The organism is Gemmatirosa kalamazoonensis (assembly GCF_000522985.1).
Taxonomy (GTDB): Bacteria; Gemmatimonadota; Gemmatimonadetes; order Gemmatimonadales; family Gemmatimonadaceae; genus Gemmatirosa; species Gemmatirosa kalamazoonensis.
The window spans coordinates 4,793,053-4,808,191 of the sequence record NZ_CP007128.1 but is presented as its reverse complement, the minus strand read 5'-3'; the positions used below and the strand labels follow the sequence as shown (position 1 = coordinate 4,808,191).

At 71.5% G+C, this 15,139-nt stretch carries 10 protein-coding genes; 6 read left to right on the top strand and 4 right to left on the bottom strand.

Translation table 11 applies throughout. The features are described 5' to 3' along the window. Positions 1-46: 46 nt before the first annotated feature. Positions 47-601 carry a DUF4199 domain-containing protein gene (locus J421_RS20835; protein ID WP_025413113.1) on the top strand — a complete coding sequence of 185 codons (555 nt, stop codon included), beginning with the start codon at positions 47-49 and terminating at the stop codon, positions 599-601. A gap of 136 nt (positions 602-737) precedes the next feature. On the opposite strand, the gene J421_RS20830 is transcribed toward J421_RS20835, so the two are convergent. Further along, entirely contained in the window at positions 738-1,088 is a 351-nt protein-coding gene (locus J421_RS20830; RefSeq protein ID WP_025413112.1) for a hypothetical protein, read from the bottom strand. 114 nt (positions 1,089-1,202) lie between these two features. Beyond that, on the bottom strand, positions 1,203-3,830 hold the full coding sequence (locus J421_RS20825; protein ID WP_025413111.1) for a glycoside hydrolase 5 family protein: 2,628 nt from the start codon (positions 3,828-3,830) through the stop codon (positions 1,203-1,205). A 153-nt stretch (positions 3,831-3,983) separates the two neighbouring features. Between J421_RS20825 and J421_RS20820 the strand changes: the two genes are divergently transcribed. The 5 genes from J421_RS20820 to J421_RS20800 all read left to right on the top strand — a co-directional run bounded on the left by J421_RS20820 (position 3,984) and on the right by J421_RS20800 (position 12,577). Further along, positions 3,984-6,965 carry a SusC/RagA family TonB-linked outer membrane protein gene (locus tag J421_RS20820; RefSeq protein ID WP_104022884.1) on the top strand — a complete coding sequence of 994 codons (2,982 nt, stop codon included), beginning with the start codon at positions 3,984-3,986 and terminating at the stop codon, positions 6,963-6,965. An 11-nt stretch (positions 6,966-6,976) separates the two neighbouring features. Then, on the top strand, positions 6,977-8,569 hold the full coding sequence (locus J421_RS20815; RefSeq protein WP_025413109.1) for a RagB/SusD family nutrient uptake outer membrane protein: 1,593 nt from the start codon (positions 6,977-6,979) through the stop codon (positions 8,567-8,569). 50 nt (positions 8,570-8,619) lie between these two features. After that, entirely contained in the window at positions 8,620-10,257 is a 1,638-nt protein-coding gene (locus J421_RS20810; protein WP_201773058.1) for an alpha-amylase family glycosyl hydrolase, read from the top strand. Further along, positions 10,254-11,837, top strand: a complete 1,584-nt coding sequence (locus tag J421_RS20805; protein ID WP_025413107.1) for an alpha-amylase — start codon at positions 10,254-10,256, stop codon at positions 11,835-11,837. Before J421_RS20810 ends, J421_RS20805 begins: the two co-directional genes overlap by 4 nt. Positions 11,838-11,926: 89 nt before the next feature. Beyond that, positions 11,927-12,577, top strand: a complete 651-nt coding sequence (locus tag J421_RS20800; protein ID WP_025413106.1) for an NAD(P)-dependent oxidoreductase — start codon at positions 11,927-11,929, stop codon at positions 12,575-12,577. Between the two features lie 37 nt (positions 12,578-12,614). On the opposite strand, the gene J421_RS20795 is transcribed toward J421_RS20800, so the two are convergent. Both J421_RS20795 and J421_RS20790 read right to left on the bottom strand, forming a co-directional pair. Beyond that, positions 12,615-14,417, bottom strand: a complete 1,803-nt coding sequence (locus J421_RS20795; protein ID WP_025413105.1) for an amidase — start codon at positions 14,415-14,417, stop codon at positions 12,615-12,617. A gap of 13 nt (positions 14,418-14,430) precedes the next feature. Further along, on the bottom strand, positions 14,431-14,952 hold the full coding sequence (locus tag J421_RS20790) for a hypothetical protein (protein ID WP_025413104.1): 522 nt from the start codon (positions 14,950-14,952) through the stop codon (positions 14,431-14,433). Between the last annotated feature and the right edge of the window lie 187 nt (positions 14,953-15,139).

Sequence of the window (15,139 nt, the reverse complement as noted above, 5' to 3'; positions counted from 1 at the left end):
CGGCCCCATCCTCCGGCCATCCCACCCCTCACCGGAGCCCACACACATGCGACGGATCGTCCTCACGTTCGGCCTCATCGCCGGCGGGCTGCTCTCGCTCATGATGGTCGTGAGCATGGCCTTCCACGAGCAGATCGGCTTCGACCGCGGCCTCGTCGTCGGCTACACGACGATGGTGCTCTCGTTCCTGCTCGTCTTCTTCGGCGTGCGGGCGTACCGCGACACCGTGGGCGGCGGCAGCATCTCGTTCGGCCGGGCACTCGGTGTCGGCCTGCTGATCTCGCTCGTGGCGTGCGTGTGCTACGTCGTGACGTGGCAGTTCGTCTACCGCCTCATGATGCCCGACTACATGGAGCGGTACGCGGCGTACGTGCTCGAGAAGGCGCGCGCGTCCGGGGCGACGCCCGAGCAGCTCGCGGCGCAGTCGCAGGAGATGGCGCGGTTCCGCGAGATGTACCGCAACCCGCTCGTGAACGCGGCGATGACGTTCGTCGAGCCGCTCCCGGTCGCGCTCCTGATGACGCTCGTGAGCGCCGGCATCCTGCGGCGCCGCGGGCCGGCGGTCGAGCGAGTCGCCGCGGAGACGTCGCTCGTGGTCTGAGCGACATCGCTGACTCTGGAATCGAACCGCAGAGGACGCAGAGGGCCGCAGAGGACAACGATTGCAGTCCTCTGCGGCCCTCTGCGTCCTCTGCGGTTCGATACGAGGAGGAACCGCGTCTCCGCGCGCGGTCAGGTCAGAGCGCCTCGCAGACCACCGAGATCAGCGTCGACGACTGCAGCGTGCGCGTGACCTCGGTGCTCGTGTCGTACACCGGCCCTTCGACGCCATGAGCGAACGTCGTCGTCGTCACGGTCACGAGGAACGTGTCGAGGAAGGTCAGCGAGCGGCGGCCGGGGATCCCGTCGGGGCCGTACAGGCAGCCGGCGGTGGCGACGTGCGTCGACGTCTCGGTGGACTGGGAGGTCGTCGTGCAGGTCGTGGTGCCGCGCGCGAACGTGCAGCCGTCGTCGACGCGGGGCCGGGCCGCGCCGATCGACGTGAGCGCCAGGGCCGTCGCGGCCAGCGGGATGAGGCGGGGAGTCATCGGGTCCCTCCGTGGGGGTGAGTGAGCTGCCGGTGCTCCAGCGGTGCCGCGCGCCGAACATACGACCGCGCGGCGCCGATGCCATCACCCGCTCTCGGGGGTCGCGTCCGTCCGCTACCGGAACGCGAGCCACACCGACTCCACCTCCACGCCGTACGGCCCCGTCGTCGTCTCGTTAGGCTCCCTCCGCAGCGAGAGCTGCAGCCGCTCGACGTCGGGCAGCCGGATCGCGTCGCCGGCGCCGCCGCGTCCCGCCGGCGGCGACGCCCAGTAGTTCCACTCGCCGGGAAATCCCTCGGGGAGCATCGCCCAGCGCGCGGGGCGGAGATCGGCGAGCGGGATGGCGCGCTCCGTCCACGCGCTGTCGAGCGCGATCGCGGTGCTCCACGCCGTTCCGTCGCGCTCCACCAGCGTGACGTGCACCGTCTGACCGGAGCCGAGCGCCCGCGCGCGCAGCACGAGCGCCCGCGCGCCCGCGATCGCGTCGCCGCGCGCGGCCACGCGCTCCGTCACGACGAGTGACGCGGTGTAGTCGCCCGGACCGCCGCGCGCCATCGGACGCTCGAGGTGGAACGCCGGCGCGCCCGTCGCGCTCGACGGCACCACGCGGAACTGCCCCTGCCGCCCCGCGTCGCCGATGCGCGTCAACGCGAGGCGCGCCGCGTCGACTCCGGGCGCGAACAGTCGCAGCGGCGTCTCCGGCGACACGACCCGCAGCGGCCAGAATCGCTGCGCGCCGAAGTTCCACTGCCACGGCGTCTGGTGCGCACCCTCGGGGAACGTCGTCAGCAAGTCGCCGCACGCCGCCTCGCCGCACTGCACGCTGATGGCGTAGTCGTACGTGCCGGCGCCTAACGTGCCGGCGGGGATCGTCGCGCGGTAGCGGTACGCGCCGTCGGGCAGCATCGGGAAGCGGCGGAACCAGCTCCCCGTCGGTCGCACCCACAGCGTGACGGCGCTCGGCGGCGTCGTCGTCGCGACGCGCGCCGCGATGTCGATCGCGCGGTCGGCGACGCGCTCCATCGGACCCTCGACGATGCCCAGCGGCTCCACGCGCGCGCCCATCGTGTCCGCCGGCGGCGCGTGGAACTCGTCGAAGCCGAGATGGCCGATCGTGGCCGGCAGCGACGCGCGGTCGACGCGGCCCGATGCGGCGAGCACGTACACGCCGGGCGTCACCGTGAACCGCCCGTCCACCGCGCGCGCCGTCGTGCCGCCCGGCGTGATCGGCTCCGCGGCGAACGTCGCGCCGAGGTCGGGCAGGCGCACCGTCATCGGCCACGCGTGCGACACGGCGCGCGTCACGATCTTGTCGGGGCTCGGCATCTCGAACGGGTCGCGCACCGGCACGGCGTCCGGGTACACCTCGAGCCGCCACACGCCGTCGCGCACCTTGTCGAGGAAGTAGATCCCCGCGCCGTCGTACTGCACCACCGGCGAGGAGCCGACGCCGGCGATGCGCCGCAGCGTGGCGGCGTTAGGCGGGGCGGTCTTCGTGTCGCCCGTGTAGAGGAACGCGTCCGGCGCCGCGAGCTCGCCGAGGTTCTCCTCCGCGCTCACGCGGAAGTCGCCGAAGCGCGTGTTCGCCGGGTACGGCCCCCAGCCTCGCCCGCGCGGCAGCCGCCGCATCGCCTCGGCGGCGATCACCGCGCTCATCGCCTTGCGCGGCGTGTACACGAGGTTGAGGTGATGCGTCTGCCAGCCGAGGTTGCGCGACGCCGTCTCCAGCATGTCGTACGCGAACATCGCGGCGAACTGCGCGCCCACGGAGCGCATCGTGCGCACCATCGCCGGATACATGTAGCCCGTGCGCAGGTCCGCCGAGTCGAACTCGTAGACGATGCGCGGCAGGCCGGCGAGCGTCGTGTCGCGCATCGGCGGGTAGTCGTCCACCGCGCGCAGGTAGCTGCCGCGCAGCTCGTGCCCCGAGTTGAGCCCCGTCGGATACCAGCCGAACGTCGCGCCCTGCACCTTCGAGCGTCGGATGGCGCGCGCGATCGCGAAGTCCTGGCTCACGTTGTGGAACGTGATCTTCGTGCATCCCGTGCTGCGCACCGCGTCCACCAGCGCGTCGATGTACCGCACCGAGCCGGCGACGTCGGCGCTGTGGTGCGCCGGCTCGTTGATCATCTCCACGAACAGGATCGCCGGCTCGTCCTTGATCGCGGTGCGCGTGTACGGGTTGACGTGGTTCAGCAGCTGCCGGATGTAGTTCACCTGCGCCGCGATCGCCGCCGGATCGGTGCCGAGCGTCTCCTTCTTGTAGAAGCGCGAGAAGCCGGGCGACGTGGTGTCGCCGAGCGCGTCGGGCCACGTCGCCTGATACGTCTGGATGGGACTCAGCAGCACGTAGATGCCGCGCTCGCGCGCCTTCGCCAGCGCGTAGTCGAGCAGGTCGAGGTGCTCGTTCGCCAGCAGGTTGCCGGCGCGGTCGGTGTTCTCCCAGTCGCCCCACAGGGCGAGCCGGATCCCGTCCCATCCCATGCGCGCCATCTGCGCGAGGTCCTCGTCCACGAGGCGCTTGCGGTCGAGCGCGAGGTAGCCGGCGGCGCGGAAGTCGGAGGCCGAGGCCAGGGTGTAGTTCGCGCCGAACAGCGCGACCTCCGCGCGGGTGTCGCGCCAGCGGATCACGCCGGCGGGATCCACGTACGCGGCACGCGTGGCCGGCTGCGCGTGCCCGGAGCGCGCGGCGGCCGCGCAGGCAGCCAGGCAGAGCACGAGCGCGGAGCGCGACGGACGCATCGGGGGGCTCCCTCCGACGGGGGATGTTAAGACTTCATGTGCAAACACACACGGCAGTGACGGCCCGTTCCCGGATCGGGTCTATCCGGGCCAAGAGAAATAGTACGGACGCCGGACCCACCGCGTGCCCCGCCGGAGCCCGGTCGGCGTCCCATGCCCAAGAGGAACCTCATGATGTCGCGCACAGCAGCACTGCTGGCGATCGGAACCCTCGCCCTGGGATCCCCGGCGCTCGCGCAGCAGGGGCGCATCTCGGGCACGGTGACCTCGGCCGACGACGCCCGACCCGTCGCCGCCGTGCAGGTCGTCGTGGTCGGCACGACGAACGGCACCGTGACCCGCGAGGACGGCCGGTACACGATCACCGCGCGCCCCGGCACGTATCGTGTCCGCGCCATCCGCATCGGCTACGCGCCCGACTCGGCCACCGTCACCGTGACCGACGGCGGCGACGCGACCGCGAACTTCACGCTGCATCCGACGGCGACCATCCTCTCCACCGTCGTCAGCATCGGCTACGGCACGCAGGAGAAGCGCGACCGCACCGGCGCGGTCGAGGTGGTCGACTCGTCGCAGTTCAACAAGGGACGCATCATCAGCCCGGACCAGCTCATCAAGGCGAAGGTGCCGGGCGTGCAGGTCGTCGACAACAACGAGCCGGGCGGCGGCGTCGCGGTGCGGATCCGGGGCGGCACGTCGATCAACGCGAGCAACGACCCGCTCTACGTCGTCGACGGCGTGCCGCTCCAGGTGGGCGGCGGCGTGTCGGCCGGGCGCAACCCGCTGAACTTCCTGAACCCGAACGACATCGAGGGGATCTCGGTGCTGAAGGACGCGTCGGCCACCGCGATCTACGGATCGCGCGGCGCGAACGGCGTCGTCATCATCACCACGAAGCAGGGCAAGCGCGGCACGCAGGTGGACTACGCGAGCTCCGTGTCGAGCTCCGTCGTCACCGGGCAGCCCGACATGCTCGATGCGGCGCAGATCCGCGCGGCGGTGCAGCAGTACGCGCCCGAGAACCTGAACCAGCTCGGCAACGCGTCGACGAACTGGCGCGACCTCATCGAGCGCAACGCCGGTGGCCAGGAGCACACGCTCGGCATCTCGGGCATGCGCGAGGACATGCGCTACCGCGTGTCGCTCGGCTACCTCGACCAGGGGGGCGTGCTGATCGGCACCGACACGCGCCGCGCGTCGCTCGGCGTGAACTACGCGGACCAGCTGTTCGCGAAGCGCCTCGAGGTGACGGCGAGCCTGAAGGGCAGCCGGTCGGACGACAAGTTCACGCCGGGTGGGGTGCTGAGCGGCGCGACGCTGTTCTCGCCCACGCTCGCGCCGTACACCGCGAACGGCGGTTTCACGCAGTACGCGAACATCCTCGCCGCCGCCAACCCGCTCTCCGAGCTCGCCTACATCTCCGACGCCGGGCGCACCTACCGCAGCATCGGCAACGTCGAGGCGCGCTACAAGACGCCGTGGGTGCCGGGGCTCTCGGCCACGGTGCGCGGCGGCTACGACGTGGCGACCGCGGAGCGCACGACGTTCACGTCGTCGCTGCAGCACGGGCAGGTCGGCGCCGACAACCCGGGCACGTTCTACCGCAACAGCCCGGAGCAGACGGGGCTCGTGCTCGAGACGTTCGGCAACTACGTGCACGACGTCGGCGCGAAGAGCACGGTCGACCTCACGGCCGGGTACACGTACGAGCAGGCGAACGGCGACTATCCGTCGTTCACCGCGCGCGGGCTCGCGTCGAACCTGCTCGGGCCGAACGGCGTGCCGGCCGCGAAGCAGGTCGACCAGTTCCTCACCCAGGACGAGAGCAAGCTCGTCTCCGGCTTCGCGCGCGCGAACCTCTCGCTCGCCGACCGCTACCTGCTGACGCTGAGCGTGCGCCGCGACGGCTCGTCGCGCTTCGGCCCGGCGAACCAGTGGGGATGGTTCCCGTCGGCCGCGCTCGCGTGGCGCGTCATCAACGAGCCGTGGTTCCAGAACCACGCCGGGCCGTTCTCCGACCTCAAGCTGCGCGTCTCGTACGGCGTGAACGGCAACCAGGCCTTCGGCAACTACCTGCAGTACTCGACGTACACGTACGCGAACAACCTCGCGCAGGTGCAGTTCGGCAACACGTTCGTGACGCCCATCCGGCCGTCGGCGGTGGACCCCGACATCAAGTGGGAGCAGACCGCGTCGACGAACTTCGGCGTCGACTACGGATTCCTCGACAACCGCTTCACCGGCTCGGTCGAGGTCTACAACAAGAAGACGACGAACCTGATCTTCAACGTGCCGGTCGCGGCGGGCACGAACCTGTCGAACTTCGTCACGACGAACATCGGCTCGATGCAGAACCGCGGCGTCGAGTTCGGGCTCACGGCGCAGGTGCTCGAGGGCGGCTCGCGCGGGCTGAGCTACACGGCGAGCTTCAACGCGGCGACGAACACGAACAAGCTGCTGCGCATCACCGGCGCCGGGAGCGACCAGATCGCGGTCGGCGGCATCGCGGGCGGCGTCGGGACGACGATCCAGGTGCTGCAGCCGGGCGTGCCGGTGAACTCGTTCTTCGTCTACCGCCACCGCACCGACGCGAGCGGCAACCCGGTCGTCGGCGACAAGCCGGACAGCGCGCTCTACGTCGACCAGAACGGCGACAAGACGATCAACCAGGCGGACCGCGTCGCCTACAAGAGCCCGCAGCCGAAGTGGATCCTCGGCCACACGTCGAACCTCGCTTACCGCCGCGTCGACCTGAACTTCACGCTGCGGTCGTATCTCGGGAACTACGTGTACAACAACGTCGCGTCGAACCTCGGGCACTACGACGCGCTGAAGGGGATCTGGCCGAGCAACCTGCAGGCGTCGGTGCTGAAGAACGGGTTCGTGAAGATGCAGTCGTTCTCCGACCTGTACGTCGAGGACGCGTCGTTCCTGCGGCTGGACAACGTGACGCTCGGCTACACGTTCAAGCAGCCGCGCGGCTTCCGCGCGCTGCGGCTGTACGGCTCGGTGCAGAACGTCTTCACGCTCACCGGCTACAGCGGGCTCGATCCCGCGGCCGGGCTGAACGGCATCGACAACAACATCTACCCGCTGTCGCGCACGTTCTCGGCGGGCATCAACGTCGGCTTCTGAGGCGCCCCGACATGCACATCACCACTCGCAAGACGCTGCTCGGCGCGCTCGTCCTCGCTGCGGGCGTCGCCGCCTGCACCGACGTGACGGTGGAGCCGAAGAGCACCGTCAGCAGCGCGAACATCTTCAGCGACACGACGTCGTACAAAGCGTTCCTCGCCAAGATCTACGGCGGGCTCGCGCTGACCGGGCAGCAGGGGCCCGCGGGCAACGCGTCGACGCAGGACATCAAGGGCATCGACGAGGGCTTCTCGCACTACCTCCGCCTGCTCTGGCAGATGGAGGAGCTGCCCACCGACGAGGTGGCGATCGCGTGGGGCGGCGACGCCGGCCTCACCGACATGAACACGCAGCTCTGGTCGTCGAACAACCAGTTCCTCGTGGCGATGTACTACCGGATCTACTTCCAGGTGGGCATGGCCAACGAGTTCCTGCGGCAGACGACGCCGGAGCAGCTCGCGTCGCGCGGCGTCGGCGGCACGCTCGCGAGCGACATCAAGACGTACCGCGCCGAAGCGCGCTTCCTCCGCGCGCTGAGCTACTGGCACGCGATCGACCTGTTCGGCCCCGTGCCGCTCGTGACGGAGGAGAACGCGCTCGGCAAGACGCCGCCGCAGCAGGCCACGCGGCAGCAGGTGTACGATTTCGTCGTCTCCGAGCTGAACGCGGTGCGCGGCGACCTGCCGGCGCCGAAGGGCGGCCAGTACGGCCGCGCCGACCAGGGCGCCGTCGCGATGCTGCTCGCGAAGGTCTACCTGAACGCCGGCGTCTACACCGGCACGCCGCACTACGCCGAGGCGCTGGCCGAGGTGCAGAAGGTGATCGGCTCGGGCGCGTACTCGCTCGACCCGAACTTCATCCGGATGTTCCGCGCCGACAACGACAAGTCGCCGGAGCTGATCTTCGTCGTGCCGCAGGACGCGCTGCACACGCAGTCGTACGGCGGGACGACGTTCCTCACGCACGCCGCGGTCGGCGGCTCGATGGACGCCGGGAAGCTCGGCCTCGACGGCGGGTGGTGGGGCACGCGGCTCAAGCCCGAGGCGTACAACCTGATCACCAGCACCGGCGCGAGCGACAAGCGCGCGTCGGTGCTGTACACGGCGGGGCAGACGGTCGCGATGCCGAACCTCACCGACTTCACGAACGGCATCGGCTACCTGAAGTTCGTGAATGTCACGTCCAGCGGCGGCCCGCCGCAGGGCAACCAGTTCTCCGACGTCGACTACCCGATGTTCCGGCTCGGCGACGCGTACCTCATGTACGCGGAGCTGGTGCTGCGCGGCGCGGGCGGCACGCGCGCGCAGGCGCTCGACTACGTGAACCAGCTGCGCCGGCGCGCGTTCGGCAACAACAGCGGCGACATCACCGACGCGCAGCTCACGCTCAACTTCATCCTCGACGAGCGTGGCCGCGAGCTGCAGTGGGAGGGCCACCGCCGCACGGACCTCATTCGCTTCGACCGGTTCACGACGAGCGGCGTGTGGGCATGGAAGGGGAACGTCGTCACGGGCAAGACGACCGAGGCGTTCCGCAACCTCTACCCGCTGCCGGCGTCGGAGCTGCTGGCGAATCCGAACCTGAAGCAGAACCCCGGATACTGAGCACGCCAATTCGCACGAGCATGTCGAGCGTGGAGCGAGGAGCGTGGAGCGTGGCAGCGACGGGCGCTCCACGCTCCCCGCTCCACGCTCCACGCTCACTCTTTCGGTGGCTGTGGCTCGCCCTGGCGGCGACGACGCTCGCGCCGCCGGCGGACTCGCAGGTCCCAACGTGGACCCGCGGCGCGACGTGCTACGAGATCTTCGTCCGCTCGTTCTACGACAGCGACGGCGACGGCATCGGGGATCTGAACGGGCTGACGCAGAAGCTCGACTACGTGCAGCGGCTCGGCGCGCGCTGCATCTGGCTCATGCCGGTGGCGGAGTCGCCGAGCTACCACGGCTACGACGTCAGCGACTACTATCGCGTCGAGAAGGACTACGGCACGAACGACGACTTCAAGCGGCTCGTCGCCGCGGCGCACGGGCGGGGCATCAAGGTGCTCGTCGACATGGTGCTGAATCACACGTCGAGCGAGCATCCGTGGTTCCAGGCCGCGCTGCGCGACACCGCGTCGCCGTACCGCGCGTGGTACCGCTGGTCGCAGGGCGGGCCGGGGGCCCCGGGGCCGTGGGCGGGGAGCCAGCCGTGGCACAAGTCGCCGGTGCGCGACGAGTGGTATTACGGGTTGTTCTGGGTCGGCATGCCCGATCTGAACTACGTCCGCACGCCCGTGCTCGACGAGGCGAAGCGCATCGCGCGCTTCTGGATGCGCGACATGGGCGTCGACGGCTTCCGCCTCGACGCGGTGCCGTATCTCGTCGAGGAGCCGGGACGCGCGCAGAACAGCCCGGGCACGCACCGCGTGCTGCACACGTACGGCGACTACGTGCGGTCGCTCGGCGGCTACACGGTGGGCGAGGTGTTCTTTCCCACCGACACGCTGCTGTCGTACTACCCCGACCAGCTCACCGGCTACTTCGCGTTCGAGATCGCCGACAGCCTGATCGCGGGCGTGAGGCGCGGCGACGCGCGCGGCGTGCTCGCGCCCGCGCTCCGTCTGCAGCAGGCCGTCAGGCCGGCCGAGCGATTCTCGCCGTTCCTTCGCAACCACGACCAGCCGCGCACGCGCACGGAGCTCGGCGGCGACGTCGCGAAGGCGAAGGTCGCGGCGCTGCTGCTGCTCACGCTCCCCGGCCTCCCGTACGTCTACTACGGCGAGGAGATCGGCATGCTCGGCGCGAAGCCGGACCCGCGCATCCGCACGCCGATGCAGTGGAGCGCGTCGCACGCGGCGGGCTTCACGCGCGGCACGCCGTGGGAGCGGCTGGCCGACGACTCGCTCGCGATGACCGTGGAGGCGCAGGAGCGCGACTCGTCGTCGCTGCTTTCGCTCTACCGGCGGCTCATCCACCTGCGCGCGAGCGACGCCGCGCTGGCGAGCGGCACGCTCGCGCCGCTCGTCGCCTCGGACGACGCCGTCGCCGCGTACGTGCGCCGCGCCGGTGATCGCGTCGTGCTCGTCGTCGCGAACCTCGACTCGACGGCGCGCCGCGGCGTGACGCTGTCCGCGGCCACCGGCACGCTGCCACCGGGGCGGTGGGCCGTGCGCGCACTGTTAGGCAACGGTCCTGCGGCGCCGCTCGTCGTGCGGGCCGACGGCTCGGTGCAGGGCTACGTACCGCTCGACACGCTCGCGCCGCGCGCGGGCGTCGTGCTGGAGCTCGTGCGCGCGACACGCCGCCCATGAGCCGTGGCCGCCCCACGTGGGCGGCCGCCGCGCTCCTGGTCGCGGTGGCGTGCGGCGGCGGCGACGGCATCCCCGCGCCGACCGGCGGCGAGGCGCCCGCCGTCCGCCCGGCGCTCGCGACGACGTACCGGCCGAGCGGGCACGCGGCCGCCGGCGACGTGTTCGTGCACCTGTTCGAGTGGCGGTGGAGCGACGTCGCGTCGGAGTGCGAGGCCGTTCTGGGCCCCGCCGGCTTCCGCGCCGTGCAGGTGTCGCCCCCACAGGAGCACAGCATCACCCCGGCGCGCGACTGGAGCGAGCGCTATCAGCCGGTGAGCTACTCGATCGACCGCAGCCGCTCGGGCACGCGCGACGAGTTCGTGGCCATGGTGAGCCGCTGCCGCGCGGCGGGCGTGGACGTCTACGTCGACGCGGTCATCAATCACATGACCAACTTCCCGAGTCCCGGCGTCGGCAGCGCGGGCACCGCGTACACGAAGTACAGCTATCCGGGGCTCTACGGCCCGAGCGACTTTCACGCGCCGTGCACGGTGACCGACTACCGCGACGCGGCGAACGTGCAGGACTGCGAGCTGCTCTCGCTCCCCGACCTGAACACGGGCCTGGCGTCCGTTAGGCAGCAGATCGCCGGCTATCTCGTGTCGCTCTCGCGCCTCGGCGTCGCCGGCTTCCGCATCGATGCGGCGAAGCACATCCAGCAGGTGGAGCTCGACGGCATCCTGTCGATCGTCGATTCCACCGCGGTCGCCGAGGCGCGCCCGATCCCGTACTGGTTTCTCGAGGTCTCGGGCGGGGCGGGGGAGGCGCTCTCGCCACGCGACTACTTCGGCGAGGCGTATCGCTCCGGCGGCGCCGCGGACATCACCGAGTTCACGTTCGTCGGCGTCGGCAACAAGTTCCGCGGCGTGAACGGCGAGCACGTGTCGCAGCTCGACCCGAACGGGGCCCCGGGTGGCCAGTTCTCCGCGACCGCGTGGGGCCTCATGCCGGCGGACAAGGCCGTGGTGTTCCTGCAGAACCACGACACGCAGCACGACTGCGGCATCGGATATCGCGACGCGCAGGTCTTCCGGCTCGCGAACGTGTGGATGCTCGCGCAGCCGTACGGGTATCCGTCGGTGCTCTCGAGCTACGCGTTCGTCTGCCCGGCCGGGAACGCCGCCGGCCCGCCCTCCGACGCCGACGGGTGGACGCTGCCCGTGCGCTGCGCGTCGAGCCTCGAGACGGCGACGCTCGGCCAGTGGGTGTGCGAGCACCGTGACCCGTACATCCGCAACATGGTCCGCTTCCGTCGCACCGTCGCCGGCACCGACGTCACCGACTGGTGGAGCGACGGCGCGAACGCCATCGCGTTCTCGCGCGGCGACCGCGGATTCGTGGCGATCAACCGCGGCGCCGCGACGCTCGCCGCGACGGTACGCACCAGCGTCGCGCCGGGCGCGTACTGCGACCTGCTCACCGGCGGGCGCTCGGCCGCCGGGTGCGCGGGCGCGGTCGTGACGGTCGCGCCGGACGGATCGATCGCGCTCGCGCTGCCGCCTAACGGCGCGGTGGCGATCGACGTGACGACGCGCCGTTGACCCGCGCGAGCGACTCCATGCGGCGACGCCGCCTTGACGGGCGGCGTGTGTGTATCTAGCATGGATACACACACTGAAGGAGTCACCTGATGAAGATCGTCGTCTTCGGCGCCACCGGGAACGTCGGCCGGCGCGTCGTGGCCGAGGCGCTCGGCCGTGGCCACGACGTCGTCGGCGTCGTGCGCGACCCCGGCGCCGTGCCGTCGCCCGACCCCCGCGTCGTGCTCGTGCGCGGCGACGCCACGGATGCCGCGAGCATCGCGTCCGCGGCGCGCGGCGCCGACGCCGTCGTGAGCGCCATCTCGCCGCGCCCGAACGCGCGCGGCCTCCCCGCGCCGTCCCTCGTCGCCAACGCGCGCGCGATGATCGCCGGGCTGCGCGACGCCGGCGTCAAGCGCGTGCTGTATGTCGGCGGTGCGTCGACCCTCGAGGTCGCGCCGGGCAAGCAGCTGCTCGACCAGCCCGGCTTCCCCGAGGCCTACAAGGCGGAAGCGCTCGAGGGACGCGGCGCGCTCGGCGTGTGGCGTGGCGAGGCCGAGGGGCTCGACTGGACCTTCCTCAGTCCCGCGATCGAGATCGGGCCGGGGGAGCGCACGGGGCACTACCGCACCACGGACGAGCAGCTCCTGTTCGACGCCGAGGGGAAGAGCTTCATCAGCTTCGAGGACTACGCGGTCGCGGTGCTGGACGAGCTGGAGCGGCCGCAGCACGTCGGCCAGCGGTTCGGCGTCGCGTACTGACGCGGCAGCCGATCGGCATGGCGGGAGCGCCGCCCGCTCAGAACCCGGGCGGCCGCTCCCCCGTCACGCCTAACGACCGCTCCAGCGCCAGCCCCGCCCGCGCGATCGTCCCCTCGTCGAACAGCCGCCCGATCAGCGTCACGCCGTGCGGCACGCGCCGCGGCGGGTCGAACGTCGGCAGCGGGTGCGCGGGATCCGGCGCCCAGTCGCTGCGCGCCCGCGACACCTGCACGAACCCCGTGCGCAGCGTGAGCGACGGGTGCCCCGTGTTGTTCGAGATCACCAGCATCTCGTCGCGCAGCGAGGGCACGAGCAGCAGATCGACCTGCGACATCACGCGTCCCATCTCCGCGGCCACCTTGCGCCGCAAGCGGTCCGCCTGCACGAAGTCCACCGCGGAGAGGAAGCGCGCCTCGCGGAACAGGTTCGGCCACGCGTCGGGCACCTGCACCTTGAGCCGGTCCGCCGCGCCGCTCAGCGTCAGATCCTCGAACGCCGCGGCCGCCTCGGCGAACAGGATCAGGTTCAGCGAATCGTACGGCCAGTCGGGCAGCGTGATCGGCGTCGGCGTCATGCCGAGACGCGTCATCGCGTCGAGCGTCGCGCGATCGACATCGGTCGCCGGCGCTTCCTTCATCCACGCGTCGACGTAGCCCACGCGCAGACCGCGCACCGGCGCCGCCGCGTCGAACTCGAGATGCGCCGGCACGCTCGCCACGTCGCCCGCGTCGGGCCCGCCGATCGCCTGGAGCACGAGCATCGCGTCCTCCACGCCGCGCGTCATCGGGCCGAGCTTGTCGAGCGACCAGCAGAGCGTCATCGCGCCCGAGCGCGGCACGCGGCCGTACGTCGGGCGCAGCCCCGTCACGCCGCAGCGCATGCTCGGGCTCACGATGCTGCCGCCCGTCTCGCTGCCGATGGAGAAGCCGACGAGCGCCGCAGCCGTCGCCGCGCCGGGCCCGGCGCTCGATCCCGATGCCCCCTCCTCGAGCAGCCACGGGTTCATCGTCTGCCCGCCGAACCAGATGTCGTTCAGCGCGAGCGCGCCCATGCTCAGCTTCGCGAGCAGTACCGCGCCGGCCGACCGCAGCCGCGCGACGACCGCGGAATCCGCGTTAGGCACCCGATCTCGCCAGGGCTCCGCGCCGTACGTCGTCGCGACGCCCGCCGTGTCGAGCAGGTCCTTCACGCCGTACGGGATGCCGTGCAGCGGCCCGCGATAGCGTCCGCCGGCGATCTCGCCATCGGCGCGCGCGGCGTCGGCGAGCGCGGCGTCGGGCACCGCGGTGATGATCGCGCGCAGCTTCGGGTCGAAGCGGCGCACGCGGTCGAGGTAGATCCGCGTGAGTCGATCGGCGGTCAGCTTCCGCGTCTCGATCCACCGCGACAGCCGCGCGACGGTGGCGTACGCGATCTCGTCGTCGCTCGCCGGCAGCGGGCCGGGGTCGTCGGTGGTGCGCACGAAGCGATCGCTCGCCGGCATCGTCGTCGCCGCGACCGACGCGGGCTCCCAGCGCGATGCCGGCGCGAGCGTCGGCTCGAGCGCGAGCTTGCGCGGCCCCGTGCGCCGCTCGAGCAGCGCCGCCATCGACGTGCGCCAGCTGCGGGCCATCATCTCGCGCTGCGCGTCGGTCATCGAGACCTGCGCGAGCTTCTCCGCCTCGGCGAACGTCGTCGCCGACACCTCGGGGCCGACGGGCGGCGCGGTGTTGAACGCGGGCGGCGCGCCGGGCGTCGCCGTGGTCGACGTGGACGGCGGCTGGTCGTTGCCGCGGCATGCGGCGAGTGCGCCCGCGAGCCCGAGCGGCGCGCGGATGAGGAACTGTCGGCGGGAGTTCATGCGTGCGTGTGCATCATCCGCCCGCGCCCTCGCTCTTCTGGAAGGCCGAGCAGTCGATCGTGGCGTGGATCTCCTCACCTTCGTGGCTGCGCCCCGCGACGTCGAACCGCGCGCCGTCGCCGTGCCGCGTCACTCGCACCGTGCCCGATCCCATCCGCTGCGAGCCGGACACGGTCTGGATCGTCGCCGCGCGCGCGCCGTCGCCGAACGCGAACACGAACTCGTTCGACGCTTCCGACGCGGCGCCGCGCCGGATCTCGAGGTTGACGTGCCACTGCGGCTGGTCGGGCGCCGGCCGCTGCCCGAACCACGGGTACATCATCACGAAGTACGCGCGCGGGCCGCCCGCCGTCGCCCGTGGATCGACGTGACAGTCCGCGTCGACCTGCGCGGTGTAGCGCGTGCCGCCTAACGAGACGGTGACGTCGGTGAGGGGGCCGCGCGGTGCGCCGGGCGCGCCGCGGCGCAATGTCGTCGCCGTGCGCTGCGCGTGGGCGTGCGTCGGCGCGGCGAGCGCCAGCACGGTCGCCAGCACGATGACTCTGGTTGGCCGCGCGCGCGGCCCGTGGAGTGAGTTGCTCGACACGCGTCCTCCTGCGTCGGCGTCCGGCTCTCCGACCGGGGTGGTCGGGCGGCTAGTGTACCGCCGGGCCGCCGCCCCGGCAATCGCTTGCTCGCCCTCGGCGCGTCTTCTAGCGTCAGGTCACCGAGATGTCGTCCCC